22 protein-coding genes and 1 pseudogene are annotated in these 25,208 nt (G+C 73.0%); 4 read left to right on the forward strand and 19 right to left on the reverse strand.

Going from position 1 to position 25,208, the window contains the following annotated elements; translation table 11 throughout:
* Window positions 1-162: 162 nt before the first annotated feature.
* Window positions 163-1,464, reverse strand: coding sequence for a glycoside hydrolase family 10-like protein (locus tag ACZ4MH_RS12485; RefSeq protein WP_467754499.1), 1,302 nt, complete (start codon window positions 1,462-1,464; stop codon window positions 163-165).
* Window positions 1,465-1,630: 166 nt separating this feature from the next.
* On the opposite strand from ACZ4MH_RS12485, the gene ACZ4MH_RS12490 reads away from it, so the two are divergent.
* A complete protein-coding gene (locus tag ACZ4MH_RS12490) occupies window positions 1,631-2,488 on the forward strand; it encodes a 3-hydroxybutyryl-CoA dehydrogenase (RefSeq protein ID WP_351591100.1) in 858 nt (285 codons plus the stop codon).
* Window positions 2,489-2,953: 465 nt separating this feature from the next.
* The gene (locus ACZ4MH_RS12495) at window positions 2,954-3,211 is read left to right on the forward strand and encodes a hypothetical protein (RefSeq protein WP_351591103.1); all 258 of its coding nucleotides are present in this window, start codon (window positions 2,954-2,956) and stop codon (window positions 3,209-3,211) included.
* Window positions 3,212-3,257: 46 nt separating this feature from the next.
* Here the strand turns inward: ACZ4MH_RS12495 and ACZ4MH_RS12500 are convergent, their stop codons facing one another.
* The 10 genes and pseudogenes from ACZ4MH_RS12500 to infC all read right to left on the reverse strand — a co-directional run bounded on the left by ACZ4MH_RS12500 (window position 3,258) and on the right by infC (window position 14,137).
* Window positions 3,258-3,788, reverse strand: a complete 531-nt coding sequence (locus ACZ4MH_RS12500) for an NUDIX hydrolase (protein ID WP_351591106.1) — start codon at window positions 3,786-3,788, stop codon at window positions 3,258-3,260.
* A 50-nt stretch (window positions 3,789-3,838) separates the two neighbouring features.
* Window positions 3,839-5,176 carry a transcriptional regulator gene (locus tag ACZ4MH_RS12505; RefSeq protein WP_351591109.1) on the reverse strand — a complete coding sequence of 446 codons (1,338 nt, stop codon included), beginning with the start codon at window positions 5,174-5,176 and terminating at the stop codon, window positions 3,839-3,841.
* Between the two features lie 73 nt (window positions 5,177-5,249).
* A complete protein-coding gene (locus ACZ4MH_RS12510; RefSeq protein WP_351591112.1) occupies window positions 5,250-6,479 on the reverse strand; it encodes a PP2C family protein-serine/threonine phosphatase in 1,230 nt (409 codons plus the stop codon).
* Window positions 6,480-6,743: 264 nt separating this feature from the next.
* On the reverse strand, window positions 6,744-9,269 hold the full coding sequence (gene pheT / locus ACZ4MH_RS12515; protein ID WP_351591115.1) for a phenylalanine--tRNA ligase subunit beta: 2,526 nt from the start codon (window positions 9,267-9,269) through the stop codon (window positions 6,744-6,746).
* On the reverse strand, window positions 9,269-10,396 hold the full coding sequence (gene pheS / locus ACZ4MH_RS12520) for a phenylalanine--tRNA ligase subunit alpha (protein WP_351591118.1): 1,128 nt from the start codon (window positions 10,394-10,396) through the stop codon (window positions 9,269-9,271). The genes pheT and pheS overlap by 1 nt, the downstream gene beginning before the upstream one ends.
* A gap of 140 nt (window positions 10,397-10,536) precedes the next feature.
* Complete coding sequence (locus ACZ4MH_RS12525) at window positions 10,537-11,688, reverse strand: sensor histidine kinase (protein WP_351591121.1); 1,152 nt, start codon at window positions 11,686-11,688, stop codon at window positions 10,537-10,539.
* Window positions 11,689-11,724: 36 nt separating this feature from the next.
* On the reverse strand, window positions 11,725-12,579 hold the full coding sequence (locus tag ACZ4MH_RS12530; RefSeq protein WP_351591123.1) for a TrmH family RNA methyltransferase: 855 nt from the start codon (window positions 12,577-12,579) through the stop codon (window positions 11,725-11,727).
* A 101-nt stretch (window positions 12,580-12,680) separates the two neighbouring features.
* Window positions 12,681-13,064, reverse strand: a complete 384-nt coding sequence (gene rplT / locus ACZ4MH_RS12535; RefSeq protein ID WP_351601715.1) for a 50S ribosomal protein L20 — start codon at window positions 13,062-13,064, stop codon at window positions 12,681-12,683.
* 101 nt (window positions 13,065-13,165) lie between these two features.
* Window positions 13,166-13,360, reverse strand: a complete 195-nt coding sequence (gene rpmI, locus ACZ4MH_RS12540; protein WP_030251934.1) for a 50S ribosomal protein L35 — start codon at window positions 13,358-13,360, stop codon at window positions 13,166-13,168.
* Between the two features lie 124 nt (window positions 13,361-13,484).
* A pseudogene (infC, locus tag ACZ4MH_RS12545) lies at window positions 13,485-14,137 on the reverse strand (translation initiation factor IF-3).
* A gap of 411 nt (window positions 14,138-14,548) precedes the next feature.
* On the opposite strand from infC, the gene ACZ4MH_RS12550 reads away from it, so the two are divergent.
* Window positions 14,549-14,938, forward strand: a complete 390-nt coding sequence (locus ACZ4MH_RS12550) for a DUF1844 domain-containing protein (protein ID WP_351601721.1) — start codon at window positions 14,549-14,551, stop codon at window positions 14,936-14,938.
* Window positions 14,939-15,026: 88 nt separating this feature from the next.
* On the opposite strand, the gene ACZ4MH_RS12555 is transcribed toward ACZ4MH_RS12550, so the two are convergent.
* From ACZ4MH_RS12555 to ACZ4MH_RS12570, 4 genes are all read right to left on the reverse strand, one after another.
* The gene (locus tag ACZ4MH_RS12555) at window positions 15,027-15,773 is read right to left on the reverse strand and encodes an MIP family channel protein (protein ID WP_351601723.1); all 747 of its coding nucleotides are present in this window, start codon (window positions 15,771-15,773) and stop codon (window positions 15,027-15,029) included.
* A gap of 91 nt (window positions 15,774-15,864) precedes the next feature.
* Window positions 15,865-16,599: an SseB family protein gene (locus ACZ4MH_RS12560; RefSeq protein WP_351601726.1), complete on the reverse strand. Its 735-nt coding sequence runs from the start codon at window positions 16,597-16,599 to the stop codon at window positions 15,865-15,867.
* 59 nt (window positions 16,600-16,658) lie between these two features.
* Entirely contained in the window at window positions 16,659-17,846 is a 1,188-nt protein-coding gene (gene mycP, locus ACZ4MH_RS12565; RefSeq protein WP_351601729.1) for a type VII secretion-associated serine protease mycosin, read from the reverse strand.
* Window positions 17,843-18,793 carry a hypothetical protein gene (locus ACZ4MH_RS12570; protein ID WP_467754485.1) on the reverse strand — a complete coding sequence of 317 codons (951 nt, stop codon included), beginning with the start codon at window positions 18,791-18,793 and terminating at the stop codon, window positions 17,843-17,845. The genes mycP and ACZ4MH_RS12570 overlap by 4 nt, the downstream gene beginning before the upstream one ends.
* Before the next feature lie 542 nt (window positions 18,794-19,335).
* Between ACZ4MH_RS12570 and ACZ4MH_RS12575 the strand changes: the two genes are divergently transcribed.
* Window positions 19,336-20,550: an amino acid deaminase/aldolase gene (locus ACZ4MH_RS12575; protein ID WP_351590083.1), complete on the forward strand. Its 1,215-nt coding sequence runs from the start codon at window positions 19,336-19,338 to the stop codon at window positions 20,548-20,550.
* A gap of 42 nt (window positions 20,551-20,592) precedes the next feature.
* Here the strand turns inward: ACZ4MH_RS12575 and ACZ4MH_RS12580 are convergent, their stop codons facing one another.
* From ACZ4MH_RS12580 to ACZ4MH_RS12595, 4 genes are all read right to left on the reverse strand, one after another.
* On the reverse strand, window positions 20,593-21,609 hold the full coding sequence (locus ACZ4MH_RS12580) for a DUF2510 domain-containing protein (protein ID WP_351590243.1): 1,017 nt from the start codon (window positions 21,607-21,609) through the stop codon (window positions 20,593-20,595).
* A gap of 28 nt (window positions 21,610-21,637) precedes the next feature.
* The gene (locus ACZ4MH_RS12585) at window positions 21,638-22,936 is read right to left on the reverse strand and encodes an HAD family hydrolase (RefSeq protein ID WP_351590085.1); all 1,299 of its coding nucleotides are present in this window, start codon (window positions 22,934-22,936) and stop codon (window positions 21,638-21,640) included.
* 103 nt (window positions 22,937-23,039) lie between these two features.
* Window positions 23,040-23,834, reverse strand: coding sequence for a 3-oxoacyl-ACP reductase (locus tag ACZ4MH_RS12590; protein WP_351590086.1), 795 nt, complete (start codon window positions 23,832-23,834; stop codon window positions 23,040-23,042).
* A gap of 1 nt (window position 23,835) precedes the next feature.
* Complete coding sequence (locus tag ACZ4MH_RS12595) at window positions 23,836-25,203, reverse strand: aldehyde dehydrogenase family protein (protein WP_351590088.1); 1,368 nt, start codon at window positions 25,201-25,203, stop codon at window positions 23,836-23,838.
* Window positions 25,204-25,208 lie beyond the last annotated feature (5 nt).

Consider the following 25,208-nt stretch of genomic DNA (forward strand, 5'->3'; position numbering starts at 1 on the left):
GGATGCGCCCGGACCTGCCGGCACGCAGTCGTCGCGGGCGCTGAGCCGTGCCGCTGGGGAACCGCGCGCCCTCACGGTCAGTTTAGGCCCGGCGGCCGTTCCGGGCGCCGCTCGCGATCGGCCATCGGCGTGACGGGGCGGTGCCGGCCGGGTCCCGCCCGGTCAGCGCGGCGGCCGCACCCGTGACGGATAGTGGTCGGCCACCACCCGCGCCATCGCCCCCGTACGGTCCGTGGCCACCTCCTTCGCGGAGAAGTAGACGTTGCCGCGCACCTGCCGGTAGCCGCCGTCGAAGGTGAGGTGGCGGGAGAGTTCGAGCGGGTTCTGCCAGGGTGCGGGCTGGGCCGGGTCGCCGGCCTTGTAGAGGGCCTCGCCGATGTAGAGGTGCACGCGGGTGCCGTCCACGGTCCGGGCCCACCAGGGCACGAGCTTGGCGTAGTCGGCGGCGGCGAAGCCGATGTTCCAGTAGACCTGCGGGACGACGTAGTCGAGCCACTCCTCGCGGACCCACTTCCGCGTGTCGGCGTACAGATCGTCGTACGTCTGCACGCCCGCCCGGGTGTCGGAGCCCGTCGGGTCGGTGGCCTGGTTGCGCCAGACCCCGAACGGGCTGACGCCGAAGCGGGCCGTGCGCCGGGTCGTACGGACCCGTTCCCCCAGCTCGCGCACCAGCTGGTCGATGTTGTCGCGGCGCCAGCTCGCCCGGTCCGGGAAGGCGTCACCGTACTCCGCGTAGGCCGCGTCGTCGTCGAAGACCTGGCCCGCGACCGGATAGGGGTAGAAGTAGTCGTCGAAGTGGACGCCGTCCACGGGGTAGCGGCGCACCGCGTCCATGATCGCGTCGAGGACGAAGGCGCGGACCTCCGGCAGGCCGGGGTTGTAGTAGAGCTTGCCGCCGTAGGGCAGCACCCATTCCGGGTGCAGCCGGGCGGGGTGGGTGGGGACGAGTTTCGTGGGGTCGGTGTGGTTGGCGACGCGGTACGGGTTGAACCACGCGTGCAGCTCCAGATCGCGCGCGTGCGCCTCGCGGACGGCGAAGTCCAGCGGGTCCCAGCCGGGGTCGCGGCCCTGGACGCCGGTGAGGTACTGCGACCACGGCTCGTACGGGGAGGGCCACAGCGCGTCGGCGGTGGGGCGCACCTGGAAGATCACCGCGTTCAGCCGGGCGGCGGCCGCCTTGTCGAGGTACGCGACCAGTTCGGCCTGCTGCTGCGCGGCGGTCAGGCCCGGCTTGGAGGGCCAGTCGCGGTTGGCCACGGTCGCCAGCCACATCCCCCGGAACTCCGACCGACGGCTGACCTCGTCGTCCCGCCCCCGCCCGTGACCTGCGCCTTCGACGGGGTTCCCGGCCCCGCCCGGCGTGCTCGCCGCCGCACCCGGCGTCCAGAGCATCGAGGACGCCGCCCCGAGCGCCGCCACCGTGAAACCTCTGCGAGTGAAACTGTTCCGGGCGATTCTCCCTATTCGTCGCATACCGCCACCCCTTCCGTCCGGTACGTCCGGCTCTCCACGCTCAGAATGCCCGCCCCGCCCGCCCCTGCGCACCAGCGCGCGGAGTAACGTCGGGGCCGAGGCGGGCGTCGGACCCTTACGGCCCCCGCCGGTCCCGAAGATCAGCGAAAGGCACGATGTGACCGACATCGAACGCGTCGGAGTGGTCGGCTGCGGCCAGATGGGCGCCGGCATCGCCGAGGTATGTGCGCGGGCCGGCCTGGAGGTCATGGTCGCCGAGACCACCGGCGAGGCCCTGGAGCTCGGCCGCACCCGCCTGACCAATTCCCTCGGCAAGGCGGCCGAGCGCGGCAAGATCACCACCGCGGAGCGCGACGCGACGCTCGCCCGGCTCAGCTTCACCACCGACCTCGGCGAATTCTCCGACCGCGACCTCGTCATCGAGGCGGTCGTGGAGAACGAGCAGGTCAAGACCGAGATCTTCCAGGTGCTCGACCAGGTCGTCACGCGCCCCGACGCGATCCTGGCCTCCAACACCTCCTCCATCCCGCTGGTGAAGCTCGCCGTCGCGACCTCCCGCCCGGAGCAGGTCATCGGCATCCACTTCTTCAACCCCGCCCCGGTGCAGAAGCTGGTCGAGATCATCCCGGCGCTCACCACCGGCGAGGACACCATCAAGCGCGCCGAGGCGATGGTCCGCGACCACCTGGGCAAGCACGCCATCCGCGCCCAGGACCGCTCCGGCTTCGTCGTCAACGCGCTGCTGATCCCCTACCTGCTCTCCGCGATCCGGATGTTCGAGCAGGGCACCGCCAGCCGCGAGGACATCGACAACGGCATGGAGCTGGGCTGCGCCCACCCGATGGGCCCGCTGAAGCTGGCCGACCTGATCGGCCTGGACACCGTGGCCTCGGTCGCCGACTCGATGTACGAGGAGTTCAAGGAGCCGCTGTACGCCGCTCCCCCGCTGCTGCAGCGGATGGTCGACGCGGGCCGCCTGGGCCGCAAGACCAGCTCGGGCTTCTACGCGTACTGAGCCCGCTCGGCCGTTACGGAACGTAGCGGTCCGCACCTACGCGTCCGGCCCGTGCCGCTCCCTTCCTTCCGGAGCGGCACGGGCCGTCGTCGTCCCACGGGGGCGCCGGACGGCATCCGAAGGCGTGGGCCGTCCGGCCGTCCGCCGCCGCTCGGGGGAAAGACGGCGGTCGGACACCGCCGGCGGGCGCCCGTCCGCCGGCTGCTGCCCCCGTGGCCCTGTTGAGTCAACTCCTCGGCCACCATGGTCGGGACCGTGTGAAAGGGCCCGGTTGGGGTGCGCGATTCGCACCCCGTGTGAAGTCCGCGCACCCCTGCCGGGACGTCGGCGACGCCTGATTCACACGGGGTGTGCGCACTTGACTCGCATATTCCTGCCGCACACTCTCCCGCCCTGCCCCACAAAGCTGTTCACTGTCTGTAGTACGAAAAACACCGAGTATCCGAGAGGAATGAGGAGCGGACAGTGACCGCCCACCCTGAATCCGACCCAGTGGCCACCGACGTGGCGGAGCTGAGGCGCTGCTGCGATGTGCGTACCGCACGCGTCGACGGCCAGCTCGCCCTGCTGGCGCAGCGGTCCGAGCAGTACGAGCGCGAAGCGGACGAGCTGCACAGCCGGCTCACGCGCATCGAACACGGACGGTGGCCACTGCCGTCCATCGTCGCGCTCACGGGGATCGCGGCCCTGGCGGTCGCCGTGTGGCAGGTCCTGACGAACTGACCGGCGCGGGGCGCCGGTCAGCCCAGGGCCGTGGCGGACCCGCTGCTCAGCCGAGCCGGAGGTGATGCAGCATCAGCAGCGCCGCCGCCATGTTGGCGGCCGGCACCTCACCCCGCGCCACCATGTCCGGCACGAGCTTGAGCGGTACCCACTCCCGCCGGTCGGACTCGAAGTCGTCCTCGGGAGGGCCGACGTACTCCGCCCGGTCGGACCAGTAGATGTGGTGCCGGGCGTCCGTGAGGCCGTTGGACGGCTCCACGGACAGCAGATGGGTCAGGGGGCCGGGCCGCCAGCCGGTCTCCTCCTCCATCTCACGGGCGGCCGCGACGGCGACGTCCTCGCCGTCCTCGACCACCCCGGCGGCCAGCTCCCAGCCCCAGGTGTCGGTGATGAAGCGGTGCCGCCACAGCAGCAGCACCTCGTTCGCCTCGTTGACCACCGTGGCCACCGCTACGGCCCGCATACGGATCAGGTAGTGGTCCAGATGCCGCCCGTCCGGGAGTTCCACATCAGCGAGGTTGACCCGGAACCAGCGGTTCTCGTACACGGTCTGCTCCTTGAGGTTTTTCCATCGCACGTGCCTGCCACCTTCCGCCGAAGAGATGGCACGTGGACACGAGCCATCCGTCAGAGCGGAACGCGCAACGCCTCATCGATCAAGTCGGCCGCGGCGTCGGTGGCGCTGCTTCCGGTTCCGGCAAGGAGTTCGCGTACCGCCCGCAGGCGGTCACGTAACCGCTGCGACTCCATGCCCCGTGCCTGTTCCGCCATCTGCGTCGCGCTGGCAACGGCCTTTTCGGTCTCTCCCTGTCTCAGCTCGATGTGCGCGAGCATGGCGAGCCGGTGCACCCGGCCGCGGTCGTGCGCGGGGGTGTCGACGGCGGCGGTGGCCTGTTCCTGTGCGGCCCGCAGGTCGCCCAGGCTGAGCAGTGCCTCCGCCACCTGTACGTTGACCAGGCCCGGCTGGACGTAGCCGGTCTCGTCCGGCTCCAGACCCGGCCGGATGCGCTCCGCCGCGGCCTCGGCACGGCGGATGCAGGACAGCGCGCCGGCCCCGTCGCCCAGCCGCGCGTACGCCTTCGCCTGCATCGCGTACAGGTCGGCGGCCAGCGCAGCGGTGATGTGCGGGCCCGCGGCACGCAGCGCCGCCTCGGCGAAGGCGACCGCCTGGCGGTACTCGCGGGTGAACAGCGACTGGTTGACCAGCAGCGCGATGATGTACGCGCCGAGCCCGCGGTCGCCGCTCGCCTTGGCCAGCCGCAGCGCCTGGTGGAAGTAGCGCTGCGCGAGCCCGAAGGCGTCCGAGTCGTACGCACAGATGCCGGCCACGGCGACCAGCCCGCCCGTGGCGCGGTGCAGCTGACGGCCGGTGGCGTCGGTGTAGCTGCCGCGCAGCAGCGGCGCCGCCTCGGTGTTGAGGAAGCCGACGATGCGCGCCCTGGTCGCGACGCCGCCGGCCTTGCGGTACATCTGCTCGTAGTGCGTGCGCGCCGAGCGCAGCATCTCGATGTCGGCCATGCTCACCCGGGTCAGGCCGCTGCGCGAGACGTCGGAGTCCTCCGGTGGGTTCTCCCACTCCCATACGGGCATGACCGCCGAGGTCCCGGTCAGCGCGGGCGCGCTGAGGACGTGCGGGCGCTGCTGCTCGTCGGAGCGCCACAGGGCGGTGGCCCGTTCGACGAAGCCGGAGAGCGGGTGGTCGGCGGCGCGGCGGGCGCCGGGCCGGCTCAGCCCGATGTCGTCCAGGCCCACCGGGCGGTGCAGCCGGTCGCTGAGGATCTCGCAGATCAGGTCGGGGACCTGGCCGCGCGGCCGCTGGCCCTTCAACCAGCGGGCCACGGCGGTGTGTTCGTACCGCAGGGACAGGCCGCGCCGGCGGCCGAGCTGGTTGATGTGCACGGCCAGCCCGGCGTGCGAGATGCCCGCCTCGTCCAGGATCGCGTCGAGCAGGGTATTGGGCTCCATGGCCCCCTCCTGGTCCGCGCCCTCGCTCGTCGCGGGCGCGCTTCGCCTCACCACCAGCGTAATCAGGGGAAGTTCACACGGGGTGTGAACGCTGTGGGCCGGCGAGCGCGAGCAGGGCGACGTCGTCGGTGAGCCGGCCGCCCGCGTGCCGGACGATCCGGTCGCGCACGGCGGCGACGAGGGCGCGGGGGGCGAGCGGGCACGTGTCCGCCCCGGACAGGCACGCGAGCAGTTCCGTGTGCAGCGGGAAGAACGCACCGTGCGCGTCGCGGGCGTCCTCGGCGCCGTCCGTGTACAGCAACAGCCCCTCGCGGCCGGCCAGCCGCCCGGAGAACGGGCGGAGCCGGTCCGGGAGCGGGAACAGGCCGAGCGGGGGCAGCGGTTCGTCCTCGGCGACCGGCTCGGCCGTGCCGCCGCCGAACCGATACGGCCAGGGGTGACCGCAGTTCAGTGCGGTGTACTCGCCGCCGTGCGCGATCTGGAGCAGCAGGACGGTGACGAACTCCTCCGCCGCGCCCGGGTCCTCGGCTTCCGCCGCCAGGGGGCAGCCCGGCTCCGTCGTCCGGCTCCGCTCGGCCAGGTGCCGGGCCAGCGCGCGGTCCAGACGGCGTAACACCCCGGACAGCTCCGGCTCGTCGTGCGCGGCCTCGCGGAAGCAGCCGAGCATGGCCGAGACCGTGCCGATGGCCGTCAGGCCGTGGCCGCGCACGTCGCCGATGACGACCCGCAGGCCGTACCGCGTCGGCACCGCGTCGTACAGGTCCCCGCCGATGAGCGCGCCCTCGCCCGCCGACAGGTGCCCGGCGGCGATCCGTATGCCGTCGATCCGCTCCGGCAGCGGGCGCAGCACGAGCCGCTGCGCCGCCTCCGCGACGTCCCGGGTGCGCGCGAGCTCGCGGAGCAGGCGGGCCCGCCGCCCCGCCGTCAGATAGCTGGCGGCGACCACGACGAGGATCGCGGCGCAGGTGCCCAGCCGGGTCGCCGACGGGGTGTACTGGTCGGCCGCGCCGAACGGCACCAGCGCGATGAGCGCGCACAGGCCGCCGAGCACGACACACTCCCGGCGGCCGGTGCCGGCGCAGGCGATGGCCGGGGCGGCGGCGAGCAGTTGGAGTGGCTGGCCGTGGCCGGAACCGGTGAGCTCCCAGGCGAGGACTCCGGCCACCCAGACCCCGGGGAGGACGAGGACGAACAGCCGGCGGACGAAGCTCCCGAACGTTTCTCCCGCCACGGGCGGCAGCGGCCGCCACGCCCGGACGCGGAAGCAGGCCGTGCCGGGCCACCGCCTCCAGGTGCGGTTCATCCGGATGCTCCCCCTCGACCGTGCCGTCGCGTGGTCGCGTGCCGTCGCGCGCCGCCCGCCTGCCCTGGTGCCGCCGCATAAATGCTCCGCGGCGTGATCGATTCTGGCGACGCGAAGCGTCGGGCCCCCCGTCCACCGCCGCCTTCTCACCCCATCGAGTGACACGGGGAGTTGACGTTCCCCCGGCATACCGGCCGGCGGTCCGCACGCACGAGGGCGGGGGCTCGACCCTCGTCGAACCCCCGCCCTCGCAGTGCTGCTTCGTTACGCCCGGAGGGACGCGCCCGTACGCTCCACCGCCGTCGCCACCGCCGCGTCACGGGCCGCGGTGGCCTCGTCCGCGGTCAGCGTGCGGTCGGCCGCGCGGAAGCGCAGCGCGTACGCCAGGGACTTCTTGCCCTCGCCGACCTGCTCGCCGGTGAAGACGTCGAACAGCCGCAGGTCCTCCAGCAGTTCACCGGCCCCGGACCGCAGCGCGGACTCGACGTCGGCGGCCGGGACCGCGGAGTCGACGATCAGCGCGACGTCCTGGGTGGCGACCGGGAAGGTGGAGATCCGCGGCGCGGGCACCACACCCGCACCGGCCCGCTCCAGGAGGTCCAGGTCGATCTCCATCGCGCAGGTCCGCTCCGGCAGGCCCAGCGCCTTGATGACGCGCGGGTGCAGCTCACCGGCGTGGCCGACGAGCACCTCCGCGCCGTCCACGACCGCGCGCAGCGCGGCGCAGCGGCCCGGGTGCCAGGGCGCCTGCTGGTCCTGGCGGACGATCAGGTCCACGCCCGCCTCACGGGCCACCAGGCGGCCCGCCTCGACGGCGTCGGCCCAGGTCGCCGGGTAGCCCTTGCCCCACCAGCCGGCCTGCTCGCGGGCGCCCGCGAGGACCACGGCGGCGCGGCGCGGCTGCTCGGGCAGCGCGCCGTTCAGCGCGGCGATCTCCGCGTCGGTCGGACGGCGGTCGACGGGCAGCCGGGCGGCCGGCTTCTCGTCACCGGTGGGCAGGAAGACCAGGCCGGTCTCGAAGAGCGCCAGGTCGTGCGCGCCCCGGCCGTCGTTGCGGCGCAGCGCGGACAGCAGGCCCGGCAGCAGCGTCGTACGGAGCGAGGGCTCCTCGTCGGAAAGCGGGTTGGCCAGCTTGACGGTCCGGCGGCGCGCGTCGTCCGCCTCGATGCCGAGCTGGTCGAGGACCGCCTCGCCGATGAACGGGTAGTTCAGCGCCTCGACGTACCCGGCGCCTGCCAGCGCGCGGCCGGCCCGGCGGTGCAGCCGCTGCCGCTCGGTCAGGCCGGTGCCCGCGGGCGGCGTCGGCAGCGTGGCGGGCAGGTTCTCGTAGCCCTCCAGCCGGATGACCTCTTCGGCGAGGTCGTTCGGGTCGGTGAGGTCCGGGCGCCAGGACGGCACCGTCACCATCAGCTCGTCCTGGCCGTACACGTCACAGCCGACCTGCTGAAGGCGGCGCACGACGGTCTCGCGGCCGTACGCCACGCCCGCGACCTTGTCCGGGTGGTCCGCCGGGATGGTGATCGTGTGCGGCCCGCTGGGCGCCACGATCTCCGTCACGCCCGCCTCGGCGGTGCCGCCCGCGAGCAGGACCAGCAGGTCGACGGTCCGCTGGGCCGCGGCGGACGCGGCCTCGGGGTCCACGCCGCGCTCGAAGCGCTTGGACGCCTCGGAGGACAGCTTGTGGCGGCGGGCCGTGCGCGCGATGGTCAGCGCGTTGAAGTGCGCGGCCTCGATGACGACCTCGGTCGTGCCCCGCACCTCACCCGTCTCCGGGTCGGCCGCGTGGTCGGCGATCTCGGTGTTGGCGCCGCCCATGACGCCCGCCAGGCCGATCGGCCCGCGGTTGTCGGTGATGACCAGGTCCTCGGCGTCCAGCACGCGCTTCGTGCCGTCCAGCGTCGTGATCTTCTCGCCGGGCTCGGCTCGGCGGACCCCGATCGTGCCCTCGATGAGGGAGCGGTCGTAGGCGTGCAGCGGCTGGCCCAGTTCGAGCATCACGTAGTTGGTGACGTCGACGGCGAGCGAGATCGGGCGCATGCCGGCCTTCTGCAGCCGGCGCCGCAGCCAGATCGGCGAGCGGGCCTCGGGCTGGAGGCCCACGACCGTACGGGCGGTGAAGCGGTTGCAGCCGATCGGGTCGGTGACCTTGACCGGGTAGCCGTAGCTGTTCGGCGGCGGCACGTCCAGCAGCGCCGGGTCGCGCAGCGGCAGACCGTAGGCGGTGGCGGTCTCGCGGGCGACGCCGCGCATGGAGAGGCAGTAACCCCGGTCCGGGGTGACCGCGATGTCCAGTACCTCGTCGACCAGCTCAAGGAGCCGGATCGCGTCGGTGCCGACCTCGATCTCGGGCGGCAGCACGATGATGCCGTGCGTGCCGTCGTCGCCCATGCCCAGCTCGTCCCCGGAGCAGATCATGCCGTGCGAGACCTTGCCATAGGTCTTGCGCGCGGCGATCTTGAAGTCGCCGGGCAGCGTGGCGCCCGGAAGGACCACGACGACTTTGTCGCCGACGGCGAAGTTACGGGCGCCGCAGACGATCTCCTGCGGCTCGCCCGTGCCGTTCGCCGCTCCGACGTCGACCGTGCAGAAGCGGATCGGCTTCTTGAAGCCCTCCAGCTCCTCGATCGTGAGCACCTGGCCGACGACCAGCGGGCCCTCGATGCCGGCGCCCAACTGCTCGACGGTCTCCACCTCCAGACCGGAGGCAATCAGCTTGGTCTGCACGTCACGACCGGACTCACCGGCCGGCAGGTCGACGTACTCCCGCAGCCAAGAAAGCGGGACCCGCATCAGATCTCCATCCCGAAAGGCCGGGTGAAGCGCACGTCACCCTCGACCATGTCTCGCATGTCCTCGACGTTGTGGCGGAACATCAGCATCCGCTCGATGCCGAACCCGAAGGCGAATCCGCTGTACTTCTCCGGGTCGACGCCGCAGGCGGTCAGCACCCGCGGGTTGACCATGCCGCAGCCGCCCAGCTCGATCCAGCCCTCGCTGGAGCAGGTGCGGCAGGGCGCGTCGGGGTTCCCCACGGACGCGCCGCGGCACACGTAGCACACCATGTCCATCTCGGCGGACGGCTCGGTGAACGGGAAGTAGTTCGGGCGCAGCCGGGTCTCCATGCCCTCGCCGAACAGCGCCCGGACCATGTGGTCCAGGGTGCCCTTGAGGTCCGCCATGGTCAGGCCCTCGTCGATGGCGAGCAGCTCGACCTGGGTGAAGACGGGGGTGTGGGTGGCGTCCAGCTCGTCGGTGCGGTAGACGCGGCCCGGGCAGATCACGTAGAGCGGCGGCTCGCGGTCCAGCATCGAGCGGATCTGCACCGGCGAGGTGTGCGTGCGCAGCACCACGCCGGTCTGCCGCTCGTCGCCGTCGGCGGCCGACTCGACGAAGAAGGTGTCCTGCATCGTGCGGGCCGGGTGGTCCGGGGCGATGTTCAGCGCGTCGAAGTTCAGCCACTCCGACTCCACCTCGGGGCCCTCGGCGACCGCGTAGCCCATGGCCACGAAGACGTCCTCGATGCGCTCCGAGAGGGTGGTGAGCGGGTGCCGGGCGCCGGCCTGCACGCGGTCGTACGGCAGCGTGACGTCCACCGCCTCCTCGACCAGCACGCGGGCGTCCCGCTCGGCCTCCAGCTCCTCCTGGCGGACCTTGAGGGCCTGGTTCACGCGGCCGCGGGCCTGGCCGACGCGCTTGCCGGCGTCCGCCTTGGCGTGCGGGGGCAGGGCGCCGATCTCCCGGTTGGCGAGCGCGAGCGGCGAGGTGCCGCCGGTGTGGGCGGTCTTCGCCGAAGCGAGCTCGTCGAGGTCGGTCGCGGCGGCGAAGGCGGCGAGCGCCTCGTCCCGCATGCGCTCGATCTCTTCCGGTTTCAGGGCCTCGACCTCAACAGGGTCGTACGACTTATTGGGTGCGGACATCTCTTCCCGTGCTTCCGGTGGTCTTGGCGCGCGGCTTGCCCCCGACGCGTGAGTGCCAAAGGTGCCAAAGGTCAAGTCTAAGGGGCATCGCGGCCACGCCTCACCGACGCCCCAGGCAGGACGGCGCCCGTCGGTCCCGGTCAGGCCATGAAGGCCGGGGTGCCGACGGGCAGGGTAAATCGGAACTGCGCGCCGCCGGCCGGGGCCCGGCCGACCGTGATCGTGCCGCCGTGGGCCTCGACGATGCCCTTGACGATGTACAGGCCGAGGCCCGTGCCGCCGCGCTTGCTGCCCCGCCAGAAGCGGGTGAAGACGCGGCTCATCGACTCCTCGGGGATGCCGGGGCCCTCGTCGCTCACGGTGACGGTCGTCCCCTCCGTGCCGGTCGTCATGGGTGTCGGTGCCACCTCGATGGTGACCGTTCCCTCGCCGTGCCGCACCGCATTTTCCAGCAGGTTGCCCAGTACTTGATCAACCTTGTCCGGATCGGCCCACATGTCGGGGAGCGGTTCCCGCATGCGGATCAGGAAGCGGTCCGGGCGCTGGCCCGCGGTGGTCTGCGCCTGGACGTGCCGCCGTACCGCCGCGGCCATGTCGACCCGCTGCCGGCGCACCTCCAGCCGCCCCGAGTCGATCCGCGAGATGTCCAGCAGCTCGGCGATCAGCCGCGTCACACGGTTCGCGTCCGCGTCGACGGTCTCCAGCATCAGCCGCTTCTGGTCGTCGGTGAAGCGCTCCCACTTCTGCAGCAGGGTCGCGGTGAAGCCCTTCACGGAGGTCAGCGGCGAGCGCAGCTCGTGCGCGACGGTGGCGATCAGCTCGGCGTGGCTCAGCTCCGTACGGCGGCGCGCCTCGGTGCCGCGCAGCGTGACGACCAGGCGCCGCACGGGGCCCAGCGGCCGGACGCGTACGTACCGCGCGGAGACCAGCAGCTCCCGGCCGCCGAGCAGCAGATTGCGCTCCGGCTGGCCGGTGCGGATGGCCAGCCCGCCGTACGGGTCGGTCAGCTGCCACCAGCGGCGACCCTCGATGTCCTGCAGCGGCAGCGCGCTCTCCAGGGGCAGCCCGAGCACGTCGCCCGGGTCGACGGCCGTCAGCCGCGCGGCGGCGGCGTTGAAGCACACCACCCGGCCGGTCTCGTCGGCCACCACGAGGCCGTCGGGGAGCTCGTCCGGATCCAGTCCGGCGGCCGTGCCGGCCGCGTCGTACGGGAGCGGAGGGTTCTCGCCGGGGTCGCCCGAGAGGCAGACGTCCACCACGGACGCGCGTGTGCCGGAAGTCCGCACATTCATCCCGCTGCCCCCTTCCGGTGTGGGCACGCCACCCTACTATTCCGCGGCGGCCGAGCGGCACCCTCCGGGCGTGCGCTGGGCGCGCGCGGAGGCGTACAGGCACACCGCGGCCGCGGTCGCGAGGTTCAGGCTCTCGGCCTTGCCGTGGATGGGCACCCGCACGACCGCGTCGGCCAGCGCCCGGGTCTCCGCCGGCAGGCCCCATGCCTCGTTGCCGAAGATCCAGGCCGACGGGCCGCTCATCGTGCCCGCGTCCAGCTCGGCGTCCAGGTCGGCCTCCCCCGCGCCGTCCGCCGCCAGGATGCGCACGCCCGCGCCCTTGAGCCCGTCGACGACCCGCTCGACCGGCACGCCGACGGCGACCGGCAGGTGGAAGAGCGAACCGACCGAGGCCCGTACGGACTTGGGGTTGTACAGGTCCACGGAGGCGTCGGTGAGCACCACGGCGTCGGCACCCGCGGCGTCCGCGCAGCGCAGTACCGTACCGGCGTTCCCGGGGTCGCGGACGTTGGCCAGCACCGCGACCAGCTTGGGCCGCGCGGCCAGGATCTCCTCGAACGGCGAGTCCAGGAAGCGGCAGACGCCGACCAGGCCCTGCGGGGTCACGGTCTGCGAGAGGTCGGCGATCGTGTCGTCGTCGGCGAGCAGGACGCGTACCCCGGCGTCCTGGGCCGCGGCCACGATGGCCTCGTGCCGCTCGGCGGCCTCGGGCGTCGCGAAGACCTCCAGCAGGGTCGGCTCGCCGCCGTTGCTGTGCCGGACGGCCTCTCTGACCGCCTGCGGGCCCTCGGCGATGAACCGGCGCTCCTTGCCGCGGAAGTTGCGGCGGGCCAGCCGCCGGGCGGCGGCTACGCGCGGGGAACGCGGGGAGATCAGCTCGGGGGTGCCCATGGGCGGCGGCTCACTTCGTCGTAAGGGGGTGGTGCAAAACGGCGGCGGACCCGCAGGCTCGGGGCCTGCGGGTCCGCTCGACGACTTCCTCAGGCTGAGGTTCAGGCAGCCTTGGGAGCGTTCACGTCGCTCGGCAGCGCCTTCTGCGCCACCTCGACCAGCGCGGCGAACGCGTTCTGGTCGTTGACCGCGAGGTCGGCCAGGATCTTGCGGTCCACCTCGACGTTGGCGGCCTTCAGACCCTGGATGAAGCGGTTGTACGTCATGCCGTTGGCGCGGGCAGCGGCGTTGATGCGCTGGATCCACAGCTGACGGAAGTCGCCCTTGCGCTTCTTGCGGTCGTTGTAGTTGTAGACGAAGGAGTGGGTGACCTGCTCCTTGGCCTTGCGGTACAGGCGCGACCGCTGGCCGCGGTAGCCGCTGGCCTGCTCGAGGATCGCCCGGCGCTTCTTGTGGGCGTTGACTGCCCGCTTGACGCGTGCCACTTGTTAACTCCTTGTAGCGGGGCCGTGGTGGTCGGCACACGGCCCGGTTCGAAATAGGTCCCGGTCTTGGTCTCGCGCCGCCTTCACAGGGGCGCGACGACTCACTTGCCGAGAAGCTTCTTGATCTTCTTGGCGTCGCCCGGGGCCATCTCGGCGTTGCCGGTGAGGCGACGCGTCAGCTTGGACGACTTGTGCTCGAGCAGGTGGCGCTTGCCGGCGCGCTCGCGGAGCACCTTGCCGGAGCCCGTGATCTTGAAGCGCTTGCTGGAGCCGCTGTGCGTCTTGTTCTTCGGCATGCGCCGTTCTCTCCTCGTCAGTGGCGCTCCCGCCGGCCGGTGGGCCGGCATACGGGAGCGTCAGTTGTATCGATCGGTGTCCGGGGCGGTGACCCCGGCGCTCTCCGGGGTTCGCACCCCTGGATCACGCCTCGGCGGGCTCCTCGGCGGCCTGCTCCTGCTCCTCGGCAGGTGCAACGCCCTGGCGCTCCGCCTTGCGGGCGGCCTGCGCCTCGCGGGCCTCGGCCATCGCCTCGGTCTTCTTCTTGTGCGGACCGAGGACCATGATCATGTTCCGGCCGTCCTGCTTCGGGTTCGACTCGATGAACCCGAGGTCCTGGACATCCTCCGCGAGCCGCTGCAGCAGCCGGAAACCGAGCTCCGGGCGGGACTGCTCGCGACCACGGAACATGATCGTGATCTTGACCTTGTCACCCTGCTTGAGGAACCGGACGACGTGACCCTTCTTGGTGTCATAGTCGTGCGGGTCGATCTTCGGCCGGAGCTTCATCTCCTTGATGACCGTGTGCGCCTGGTTCTTGCGCGCTTCACGGGCCTTCATGGCCGACTCGTATTTGAACTTTCCGTAGTCCATGAGCTTGCAGACCGGCGGACGGGCGTTCGCCGCCACCTCGACCAGGTCGAGGTCGTACTCCTGCGCAAGCTCCAGGGCCTTGGCAAGCGGCACAATGCCGACCTGCTCGCCACTGGGACCGACGAGTCGCACCTCGGGGACGCGAATCCGGTCGTTGATGCGGGGCTCGGCGCTGATGGATCCTCCTCGGTTTAGCACCACACGACCGCCTGGCGGACAGCCGCGTAACGTCTGTTCGGTGTGACCATCCGCGCCGGAACATGCAAAACGCCCCGGACTGGGACACAGGCGGGGCTCCGGAAACTGGCTCGGGAGCACCGTCGCGAATGTCACCGCGGGGCGCAGCCTGACCGATGACCCGCCTGCCCTGAGGGCTGGAATCGGGTGGGAGATCGGAGCCTCCACTTGTGGGCCGGACACATAAGTGACCGGCCGGTCGAAGTCAATGGTACATGACCCGGGCGGGGCCTGTACCGGCCCTGGGCGCGCACGGCCTCGCCGGGTACGCGCGGCGGCGCCCCACGCGTGGGCGCGGGCGCGCCGGGGCCTACTCTGAGGGCAGCGCACCGGCCGCACGGAGCGGGCGCACCGATCGTACGGACAGATAGAGAGCCATGAGCGACGCCACCCCTCCCTCCTCCGACCCCGCAGCCGCCCAGGACGCGCAGCCCGCGGACTTCGACGCGATGACCCGCGACATCGCGGACGTGCCGGCCGTCGAGGTGATCACGACGGTCGCGGTGCACCTGATGAGCTCGGCCGCGGTCAACCTCGGCCTCGCCGAGGAGGGCGAGCAGCACAAGGACCTGGACGAGGCGCGCAAGCTGATCCACGCGCTGGCCGGGCTGGTGACCGCGAGCGCCACGGAGATCGGCTCGTACCACGCCGCGCCGCTGCGGGACGGGCTGAAGTCGCTGCAGCTGGCGTTCCGCGAGGCGTCGGTGGTGCCGGACGAGCCGGGGCAGGGTCCGGGCGAGAAGTACACCGGGCCGGTGTTCGGCTGAGCGGCCCGCTCCCCCGGCACGACAGTGGCCCCCTGTTCCACGGATTCCGTGGAACAGGGGGCCACTGTCGTGAGGGCGGACGGGGAGGTCAGACCGCCGAGCGTTCGTCGGCGGGCGGCTCCCGGTCGGCCGGGGGACGCAGCGGGCTGTACGGGGTGTGGGTGAGCCTGTGTGCCAGGGCCGCCAGCACGCCGCCGATCAGCGGCGCGACGATGAACAGCCACAGCTGGGAGAGGGCACCGCCGCCCGCGAAGAGCGCCGGGCCGAAGCTGCGCGCCGGGTTCACGGACGTGCCGGTGAGCGGGATGCCGATGAGGTGGATGGTGGCCAGCGCGATGCCGATGGCCAGGCCGTCGAAGCCGACCAGGGCCACCTTGTGGGTGACCGCGAGGACGACGAAGACCAGCAGGAAGGTGAGCACGATCTCGGCGACGAACGCGCCGCCGAGGTTGATGTGCACCGCCGAGCGGTCGGCGAAGCCGTTGCTGCCGAAGGCTCCGTCGGTCTTCAGGCCCGGCACCTGCTTGGCCACCAGGAAGAGCAGTGCGGCGCCGACGATGCCGCCCAGCAGCTGGGCGATCCAGTACTCGACGGCCGTACGGACGGTGATGCGGTGGGCCACCAGCATCCCGAGCGTCACCGCGGGATTGACGTGGCAGCCGGAAATGGGGCCGAGCGCGTAGGCCAGGGCCAGCAGCGTGAAGCCGAAGGACAGGGCGATGCCGAAGGTCCCGATGTACTCCCCGGCCAGCACGGCAGCGCCGACCGCGAAGAACACCAGGAGCAGCGTGCCGAGGAACTCGGCCACGACCGAGCGGGTCTCCGGGGTGTCCATGTAGGGGCCTTCCTCGAAGGGATCTTGCACCTGCTGCGATTGTGCGTCCGTCCCGAGGTCCGCGCCTGTCGTAGCGCCTGGTGGCGGCCGGTCAGCGGCTGAAGAGCGGTTCGCTCCGCGGGGTCGCGCCCGGCGCCAGGAGGGCCAGGTCGAGGCCCTTCACAAGGCGCTCGCGCAGCACGTCGTCCGAGGCCAGAGCGGTTGCCAGGCGCTGCGCGACCTCGCCGGCCGGGGCGTCGGGGGCGAGGCCGAGGGCGAGCGTGGCATCGGTGTCGGCGGACGGCGCCAGATGGGCTACCCGCACCCCCGGCTCGCTCGCGAGCACCGCGCGCAGCGCCTCGGTGACGGCGGGGTCGGCGAGCGGGTCGCCGGTGGTACGGCCCTCGGCGAGGGCGCGCAGGGCCCCGCCGGTCAGCGGGTACGTCACGGGGCCCGCGACGTCCACGACGATCGTGTCGGCCTTCTCGTGGGAGGCGGCGAGCAGCGCCTGCTGGAGCGGTACCGCGACGGGGCGGGCGTCCGGGCGCCAGCGGTGCAGCGTCTCGGTGGACGTGAAGGCGGGGAGCGCGCGGCGGCCGTCCGGGGCCTGCAGCGTCGGCACGGCCATGTCGCTGGTCTTCTCACGGGTGAGGCCGTCGGGGCCGGTCTCGGCCTCTCCCAGCAGGGCCACCACCGGGACGAGCAGCCGGGCGTCGCGGAGGGCGGCCAGCAGGCGGGGCTCGGCGGTGCGGTCCGCCGACCAGGCCGCCAGGGCGGCCGTGAGCTCGGGGGCGGCGGTGCCGTCGTCGTCGGAGAAGCCGGGGTCCGGGATGTTCTTCAGCGTCACGTCATGAGGCTAGCCGAGACCGGATGCGGCGCCGGAACCGGCCGGGCGCGGCACGCTGGTCAGGCGCGGCGCCGCCACAGGACCACCGCGGCCGCCACCAGCGCCGCGCCTGCGGCCGTGGCCGTCCATGGGAGCCAGGAGCCGGCGGTGCCCGTCGAGCGGGCGTCCGGACCGGCGCCGAAGTACCGCTTGCTGTACGTGGCCCGGCTGCTGGTCAGGGGCTTTGTGGGGGCGCCCTTGGCGAGGGCCGCCGCGGGGTCCACCAGGCCGGCGCCCAGGTCGTCGTTGCGGCCGTGGGCGGGGGTGTCGCGGGCGGTTTCGGTGAGCAGCTGCTTGATCTCGGCGGGCCGGAGGTGGGGGTGGGCCGCGCGTACCAGGGCGACCGCGCCCGAGACGTACGCGGCGGCGGCGCTCGTGCCCCAGCCCTCGTAGTACTTGCGGTCCGGGTTGGCGATGACGACGTCGACGCCGGGCGCGCTGACCGTGGCGTACCAGCGGCGGGTGGAGAAGCGGGCGCGGGTGCCGTAGCGGTCCACCGCGGTCACCGCGATCACGCCGGGGTAGGCCGCCGGGTAGGAGACGTGGTCGCCGTGCTGGCCGCCGTTGCCCGCGGAGGCGACGACCGGGACGCCCTTGCGCAGCGCGTACTGGACGGCGGCGTCCTCGCGCGGCTCCGGGTGAGCGGAGTCGCTGTCGTCGCCGAGGGAGAGATTGATGACGTCGGCGCCGTGGTCGGCGGCCCAGCGGATGCCGTCGGCGAGGGCGTTGGCGCGCTCGGTGCGGGCCTTCTTCCGCTCCGGGTCCGCGTCTTCGAGGATCACCCGGACAGGGAGGATCTTCGCCTCGGGCGCGATGCCGAGCACGCCGTCGGAGTGGCCGTGGCCGTGCCCGGCGATGATGCCGGACATCGCCGTGCCGTGGTCCGCCCAGGTCTTGTCGCCGCGCGCCGCGCCGAAGCCGATCAGGTCCTTGCCGGGGAGCACCTGGCCCTTGAGGTCGGGGTGGGTGGCGTCCACGCCGGTGTCGAGGACGGCGACCGTGATGCCGTCCCCCTTGGTGGTCCGCCAGGCGTCGTGGACGTGCAGGGCGTCCAGGGCCCATTCCTGGGTGCGTATGCCGTCGGCCCGGGCGGGCGGGGCCGTGAGGGCGGCCACGGCGGTGGCGGCGAGGACGGCGGCGAGCACGCGGGGCGTGCGTCGGGAGGCGTGGGTGCGCCGCTCAGCGCCGGAGGCGGTCCCGGGCGTCATTCGGCCGCCTCCGTCGCCTTGGCCAGCTGCGTGCGGAAGGTGCGTTCGATGCCGTCCGCGACCCCGGCGGCGTCGTGGCCGAGCCCCGCCTGGGCGGGCGCGGAGGTGGCGCCGGTACGGGTGGCCTCGTCGGCCGGCCGCGGGTCGGGCACGGCGCGGCCGTCGGCGAAGCCGGAGACCGCGTACACGACGAAGGGCGCGTCGGGCAGCACCTGGACGCTCCAGCCGGCGCGCTGGTCGGGCCCGAACTCCGCGGCGGGGGTGCCGGGTGCGGTGTACGGGCGGGGCATCAGGTCGCGGCGGGTGGCCAGCCGCTCGGTGGTGAACCGCTTGTTCAGCGCGCGCATCCCGGTGAGGTCGGTTCTGGTGGTGACCACGCCGACGGTGATCACGCTGCTGTGGGTCGCGTCCATGTAGTCCGCGCGCAGCAGGCGCTTGCAGCCTGCCGGGGCCAGCGCCTTGGCCAGCAGCGGGTCGAACGCCTTGGCGCAGCCGCCGTCGGGCGCGACCGCGATCCGGTACCAGGTGCGGTCGGCGCCCCCGGGGCCGGCGGCCGTGCCGTGCAGGGTGTGCGGGAAGAGGGTGCGCACGGGGACGCTGTGCCACAGGTCGCGCGCGTCGGTGAAGGTGGCGGCCGCGGCCTCGTCCCCGCTCGGTCCCCCGGCGAGCCAGCTGCCGGCCGCGGCCCCGCCGATGAGGCCGAGCCCGAGGACGAGGCAGGCAGCGGCGGCGGCCTTCCGCCAGGCGAGGCGACGCGACGGGGCGAGCACGGCGGGCGCGGCGGTGCCCGGGGCGCCCGGGGCGGCGACGGCCGGGGTCGCGAGCGGCGCCTTCTCCGGGGGCAGCGGCTTGCGCGCGGCGGGCTGCTCCTGGGGGGACGTTTCCGCTGGGGACGCCGGGGACGCCGGGGACGGTACGGCCGGCTTCCCGGCCGGTGCCGCCTTCATGGCCGGTGCCTTGGCGCTCTTCGCCCCGTGCCAGCTGGCCGCCCCCTGGGCGAGGTGGAAGGACGCGGTGTCCCGGTACCCGGGCGGCGCCGGACGGCTGGGCTTCGGCGGGACCGCGGGCCGGGGCGGAACGGCGGGGATGTCCGCCGCGGGTTCCTCGTGAGCGGCACCGGAAGGGGTGGCGCCGGAAGCGGCGGCGCCCGGGGCAGCGGCCCCCGGGGCAGCAGCGCCCGGGGCAGCAGCGGCCGGCCGGTACGGCGGTGGCGGAGGTATCGGAGGCAGGCGACGCGGGCCGGCGTAGTTCGCTTCGGTGCTCACCCGCGCTCCCCCTCGCGCAGTTCGGCCCCGTGCCCGGGCGGCGTGCGGGGCGGGACGGTATGGATCAGACCTGATGCCGCGGGTCTGCGGGCCGCGGTCTGCGCCACTTTACGGGCTGTCGCGCCCCCGGCCGCAACTCCTGTCCGGTACCGGTCCCTCCTTGTGTCCGGTCTGTCGCGATCTCTCCCCTACCCTGCGGTAATGCCGTCTGGCAGGCTGCCGTCATGAGCCGGTTCACGTCCGATTCCCCTGCCTTGGGGGCCCGTTACGACCGGGCCACCGCCCATCTCGACGCACCGCTGGCCATCGTCGACCTCGCGGCGTTCGATGCCAACGCCGCGGATCTGGTACGGCGCGCGCACGGCAAACCGGTGCGGGTGGCGAGCAAGTCCGTACGCTGCCGCGCCCTGCTGGAACGCGTGCTGGCCCGGGACGGGTTCGCCGGGATCATGAGCTTCACGCTCGCCGAGTCGCTCTGGCTGGCCCGCTCCGGCTTCTCCGACGTCCTGCTGGCCTATCCGTCGGCGGACCGGGCCGCGTTCGCCGAGCTGGCGGGCGATCCGAAGCTGGCCGCCGCGGTGACGGTACTGGTCGACGACGTGGCGCAGCTGGCGCTGATCGACGCGGCGCGGGGCGGCGGCCGGGCGGAGATCCGGGTGTGTCTGGAGCTGGACACGTCCTTCCGGACGGGCGGCGGCCGGGTGCGGGTGGGGGCACGCCGCTCGCCGCTGCGCGACCCCGCACAACTGGCTGAATTCGCGCGGGTGGTGGCGCGCCGCCCCGGCTTCAAGGTCGTCGGCCTGATGGCGTACGAGGGCCATGTGGCGGGCGTCGGGGACGCGGTGGCGGGCCGGCCGCTGTTCTCGCGCTCGGTGCGCGTCATGCAGGCCGCGGCGCGCAAGGAGCTGGCGCGGCGGCGCTGGGAGGCGGTGCGCGCCGTCCGGGCCGAGGCGCCGGACCTGGAGTTCGTCAACGGCGGCGGGACGGGCAGCGTGCAGCACACCGCGGCGGAGGCGGCGGTGACGGAGGTCGCGGCCGGATCGGGGCTGTACGTGCCGCGGCTGTTCGACAACTTCCGTTCGTTCAGCGGGCGGCCGGCGGCGCTGTTCGCGATGCCGGTCGTGCGGCGGCCGGGGCCCGGCGTGGTGACCGTACTGGGCGGCGGCTATCCCGCGTCCGGCGCGGCGGGCCCGGACCGGCTGCCGGAGCCGTATCTGCCCGCGGGGCTGGCGTACGACCCGCAGGAGGGGGCCGGCGAGGTGCAGACGCCGCTGCTGGGCGCGGCCGCCGACCGGCTGCGGGTCGGGGACAGGGTGTGGTTCCGGCACGCCAAGGCCGGTGAGCTGTGCGAGCGTTTCGACGCGCTGCGGCTGGTGGACGGGGACCGGGTGGTGGCGACCGTACCGACGTACCGGGGCGAGGGGCAGACGTTCCTGTGACCGGGGCGCGGGAGTACGGGGCGGCGGACCGCCCCGTACGCGCTACGCCGTCGGCTCGATGCCTTCGAGGATCTTGTCCATGTCGGCGAGCGGCGGGGCCTGGCCGCCGACGTCGAAATTGAAGCGGACGACGACCATCGAGCCGGAGCCGCCGGGCGAGGGGAAGGCGACGGACTGCGCGATGCCGTCCGGGCCCTTCTTGTTGGTGACCTTCCAGCGCACCAGGTAGCCCTGCTGGCCCGCGACGGTCACCTTCGCCGCCTTCAGCTCCTCGTGGTTCTCGACGCCGCCGTAGTGGTCCTTCTCCCCGTACTGGCCCTTGCCGTAGGTCTCCTCGACGTTCTTCTTGATGTCGGCCTCGGCGATGCCCCGGGCCGTGGTCTCGGCGAAGCCGGCCGCGGTCTCGGAGAGGACCTTGCCGCGCATGCACTGCTTGGACGCGTCGCCCTTGCACTCGTACGGACCGATGTACAGGTCCATGTCCCGGCCGAAGTCGTCCTTGTGCCAGCCGTCCAGGACCGGGATGGCGATGCTGTTCAGGGCGTCGACGAGGGTGTCCTCGTCGTCGCTGGGGGCCGGTTCGGGCGCGGCCGAGGTGGTGGCGGGCTCGGGGGACGGGCTCTCACTGGCACTCGCCGTCGCCGTCGGGCCTGGCTCGGGGTCGACGTGCGGCTCCTCACCGCCGCCGACGGCGAGGGTGATGCCGACGACGGCGGCGGCCACGACGACCGCCGCACCGGCGATCGCGGCGATCATCGGGCCGCGCTTCCTGCCCCCGCCGCCTTGCCCGGGGCCACCGGGCTGCGGGCCGCCGGGCTGCGCGGGCCCGAAACCGCCCGGCGCACCCTGCGGGTATCCGTAGCCGGGCTGCTGCTGCGCCTGCTGCGGATACCCGTAGGCGCCGGGCGTGCCTTGCTGCGGATAGCCGTACGCCGCCGGGGCGGCAGCCTGTGCCGCGCGGGTGTGGTCGGTCCACGCCGAGCCGTCCCACCAGCGTTCGGGGGCGGGACCGTTGCCTGTGTACCCCGGGTCTGGATACCAGCCCGGCGGTGTCGTCATGCTCACGCCGGACACCTTATGGCCGGAATCAGCCGCCGTACACACGGTCCTGCTGGTCGGGCACCACGCCGCCGTCGGCGCGGCGCAGCGGTCCGAAGCCGCCCTCGGGCTTGTTGTACGCCGCGGTGGAGCACGGGTAGCTGCCGGACTTGCGCGGCAGCGGCTCGATGAACATGGGGTTGACCACCCAGCGTCCGTCGGCGTTGTCGTAGGCCCGGCACATGACCTCGTTCTTGTTGCGGTTCAGCACGAGGTGCGCGCCGGTGGCGTCGCCGACGAAGGTGACGTCGGTGTCCGCGTCGCCGCCGCCCAGCGCGATGCGGTGCGCGAAGTCCTGCTGCTGCCACGCCTTCGGGCCCTTGATCCCGAAGATGTCCTGGTTGATCCAGCAGCGCTTGCCGTCGATGTACGGGATGGCCTCGCCCTTGGTGTCGCCGACACCGCCGCAGCCCTCGTTCTCGTACGTGATGCGGCCGTGCTTCACGACGCTGCGGATGGCGATGGTGTGCTTCTCGTCGACGCCGATGCCCTTCGACCAGACCTCGGTGACGGGCTCGGAGCCGGCGGAGACGATGTAGACGTCGAAGCCGGCGCGCTGGAGGGTGCCGACCAGGTCCCGCTGCTGCGCGTAGTAGCGGACGTAGCCGGGGACGGTGTGGCTGCCGACCTTGTCCTTGCTGCCGATCGGCGCGGCCAGGACGTGCTTGCGCGCGGCGGCGGCGTAGGAGCGCAGCTCGGCGACGGTGTGGCCGGCGAACAGCTGCGGGATCCAGGCGTACTGGGGCACGGTGCGCCGGTGGTTCCAGCTGCCCTCGAAGGCCGCTGCGCCGTCGGCGGTCTTGGCCTCGTCGCGGATGGCGAAGATCTCGTCGGCGCAGGCGGTGTTGGTGGAGGTGTGCAGCGGCGCGCCGACGGGCACGGAGGTGCCGCACGCCTTGGTCAGGGCGCGGTCGGCGGCCGGGGTCAGCCACTTGCTGGTGTCGCGCCAGTGCGCCGGGCGGAGGATCTTGTCGTGGTTCAGGGACCAGACGAGCGTCGCGTCGGTGACGTCGTTCTTGGTGATCGTGTTGTCCCAGTCGAAGGCGGCGACCGGGCGCTGCCCGTGGCCGTGCGCCAGTTCCGGATGGGAGCAGACGCCGCGTTCGTCGATGGTGCGCTGGAGCTTGTCGCGGTTGGTGCCGTACCACTTCAGGCTCTGCGACAGCTGCGGGCAGCCGGCCTGCGGGGTCTTCGGTGCGGCCGGGGCCGCGCCGGCGGGCACGGCGGCCGCCAGGGTCGCGGTGACGGCCAGGGCCAGGGCCGGGGCGAGGGTGTGCCGGATGCGCATACGTCCTCCGTTACGGGTGCGGGCCGTGGAGCGGAACGGCTCCGGGGCCGGCAGCCCCGTGCTGCCGGCCCCGTTCATGATCGGGAAACTTTACCCGTGGCGCTTACATGGGAGTGACATACGCTCCGGCGATTCCGCCGTCGACGAGGAATTCGGCCGCGTTGACGAACGAGGAGTCGTCGCTGGCGAGGAAGGCGACCGCGGCGGCCATCTCCTCGGGCTCGGCGAACCGGCCCACGGGCACGTGCACCAGGCGGCGCGCGGCGCGCTCCGGGTCCTTGGCGAACAGCTCCTTGAGGAGCGGGGTGTTGACGGGCCCGGGGCAGAGCGCGTTCACGCGGATGCCCTCGCGGGCGAACTGCACGCCCAGCTCGCGGGACATCGACAGCACGCCGCCCTTGGAGGCGGTGTAGCTGATCTGGGAGGTGGCGGCGCCCATGACGGCGACGAAGGAGGCGGTGTTGATGATGGAGCCCCTGCCCTGGCGCTGCATGTACGGGAGGGCGTACTTGCAGCACAGGTAGACGGAGGTGAGGTTGACCTCCTGGACCCGCTTCCAGGCGTCGAGCCCGGTGGTGAGGATGGAGTCGTCGTCGGGCGGCGAGATGCCCGCGTTGTTGAAGGCGACGTCGACGGAGCCGTAGGTGTCGTACGCGGTCTTGAACAGCGCCTCGACCTGGCCTTCGTCGGTGACGTCGACCTGGACGAAGAGCCCGCCGACCTCGGCCGCAGCGGCCTTGCCGGCGCTCTCGTCGATGTCGGCGCAGACCACGTTGGCGCCTTCGGAGGCCAGCCGGCGGGTGGTGGCCAGGCCGATGCCGCTGCCGGCACCGGTGATCACGGCGGTACGGCCGACCAGTCGGCGGCACACGGGGGTCTCGGCGGTCCGGTCGGTCATGTCACTGCTCCTCGGTGCTGATGAAGACGTTCTTGGTCTCGGTGAAGGCGGCGAGCGCGTCGGGGCCCAGCTCACGGCCGAGCCCGGACTGCTTGTAGCCGCCGAACGGGGTCCAGTAGCGGACGCTGCTGTGCGAGTTGACGGAGAGGTTCCCGGCGGCGACGGCGCCGGAGACGCGCAGCGCGCGGCCCACGTCGCGGGTCCAGATCGAGCCGGAGAGGCCGTAGTCGGTGGCGTTGGCGAGCCGGACGGCCTCGGCCTCGTCCTCGAAGGGCAGGACCACGGCGACCGGGCCGAAGATCTCCTCGGTGGCGGCGCGGTCCCCGGGCCGGCCCTCCAGGACGGTCGCGGGGTACCAGAAGCCCTTGCCCTCCGGTGCCTCGCCGCGGATGGCGACCGGGGCGCCGTCGGGGACGTAGGACCGTACGCGGTCGCGCTGGGCCGCGGAGATCAGCGGGCCCATGCCGGTGGCGGGGTCGGCCGGGTCGCCGACGGTGACGGCCTTGACCGCGGGCTCCAGCAGCTCCAGGAAGCGGTCGTACACGGACCGCTGGACGAGGATGCGGCTGCGGGCGCAGCAGTCCTGGCCGGTGTTGTCGAGGAAGGAGCCGGGCGCCGCGGCGGCTGCCTTCTCGATGTCGGCGTCGGCGAAGACGATGTTGGGGCTCTTGCCGCCCAGTTCGAGCGTCACCCGCTTCACGCCGTCGGCGCACTTGGCCATGATCTGCTTGCCGACGCCGGTGGAGCCGGTGAAGACGACCTTGGCGACGCCGGGGTGCTCGACCAGCGCGCTGCCCGCGACGGGTCCGGCGCCGGGCAGGACCTGGAACAGGCCCTCGGGGAGGCCCGCTTCCAGGCCGAGCTCGGCGAGCCGGAGGGCGGTGAGCGGGGTCGTCTCGGCGGGCTTGAGGAGGACGGCGTTGCCCGCGGCGAGGGCGGGCGCGGTGCCCCAGGCGGCGATGGGCATCGGGAAGTTCCACGGCGCGATGACGGCGACGACGCCGAGCGGTTCGTGGAGCGTGATGTTGAGGCCGCCGGCGACCGGGATCTGCGTACCGGTCAGCCGCTCGATGCCGCCGGCCGCGTATTCGAGCAGGTCGCGGGCGTTGCCGGCCTCCCAGCGCGCGTTGCCGACCGGGTGGCCGGCCTCCCGTACCTCCAGCTGGGCGAGCTCTTCGAGGTGGCTGTCGACGGTGGCGGCGAAGCGGCGCAGCAGCCGGGCGCGGTCGCCGGGGGCGAGCGCGGCCCACTGCGCCTGTGCCCTGGTGGCCCGCGCGACGGCGGCGTCGACGTCCTCGGCCGTGGCGGCCGGTACCGTCGCGATGACCTCTTCGGTCGCCGGGTTGAGGATCTGGTGCTCGGAAGACAAGTGCG

Source organism: Streptomyces sp. NPDC026301 (assembly GCF_055567935.1).

What these genes read in the sequence shown, in the direction of transcription:
- ACZ4MH_RS12505 (WP_351591109.1), bottom strand. Translation starts at nt 5,176, where the DNA reads ATGGAGCCCAATACCCTGCTCGACGCGATCCTGGACGAGGCGGGCATC.
- ACZ4MH_RS12510 (WP_351591112.1), bottom strand. Translation starts at nt 6,479, where the DNA reads ATGAACCGCACCTGGAGGCGGTGGCCCGGCACGGCCTGCTTCCGCGTC.
- pheT (WP_351591115.1), bottom strand. Translation starts at nt 9,269, where the DNA reads ATGCGGGTCCCGCTTTCTTGGCTGCGGGAGTACGTCGACCTGCCGGCC.
- pheS (WP_351591118.1), bottom strand. Translation starts at nt 10,396, where the DNA reads ATGTCCGCACCCAATAAGTCGTACGACCCTGTTGAGGTCGAGGCCCTG.
- ACZ4MH_RS12525 (WP_351591121.1), bottom strand. Translation starts at nt 11,688, where the DNA reads ATGAATGTGCGGACTTCCGGCACACGCGCGTCCGTGGTGGACGTCTGC.
- ACZ4MH_RS12530 (WP_351591123.1), bottom strand. Translation starts at nt 12,579, where the DNA reads ATGGGCACCCCCGAGCTGATCTCCCCGCGTTCCCCGCGCGTAGCCGCC.
- rpmI (WP_030251934.1), bottom strand. Translation starts at nt 13,360, where the DNA reads ATGCCGAAGAACAAGACGCACAGCGGCTCCAGCAAGCGCTTCAAGATC.
- ACZ4MH_RS12550 (WP_351601721.1), top strand. Translation starts at nt 14,549, where the DNA reads ATGAGCGACGCCACCCCTCCCTCCTCCGACCCCGCAGCCGCCCAGGAC.
- ACZ4MH_RS12555 (WP_351601723.1), bottom strand. Translation starts at nt 15,773, where the DNA reads ATGGACACCCCGGAGACCCGCTCGGTCGTGGCCGAGTTCCTCGGCACG.
- mycP (WP_351601729.1), bottom strand. Translation starts at nt 17,846, where the DNA reads ATGACGCCCGGGACCGCCTCCGGCGCTGAGCGGCGCACCCACGCCTCC.
- ACZ4MH_RS12570 (WP_467754485.1), bottom strand. Translation starts at nt 18,793, where the DNA reads ATGAAGGCGGCACCGGCCGGGAAGCCGGCCGTACCGTCCCCGGCGTCC.
- ACZ4MH_RS12575 (WP_351590083.1), top strand. Translation starts at nt 19,336, where the DNA reads ATGAGCCGGTTCACGTCCGATTCCCCTGCCTTGGGGGCCCGTTACGAC.
- ACZ4MH_RS12580 (WP_351590243.1), bottom strand. Translation starts at nt 21,609, where the DNA reads ATGACGACACCGCCGGGCTGGTATCCAGACCCGGGGTACACAGGCAAC.
- ACZ4MH_RS12585 (WP_351590085.1), bottom strand. Translation starts at nt 22,936, where the DNA reads ATGCGCATCCGGCACACCCTCGCCCCGGCCCTGGCCCTGGCCGTCACC.
- ACZ4MH_RS12590 (WP_351590086.1), bottom strand. Translation starts at nt 23,834, where the DNA reads ATGACCGACCGGACCGCCGAGACCCCCGTGTGCCGCCGACTGGTCGGC.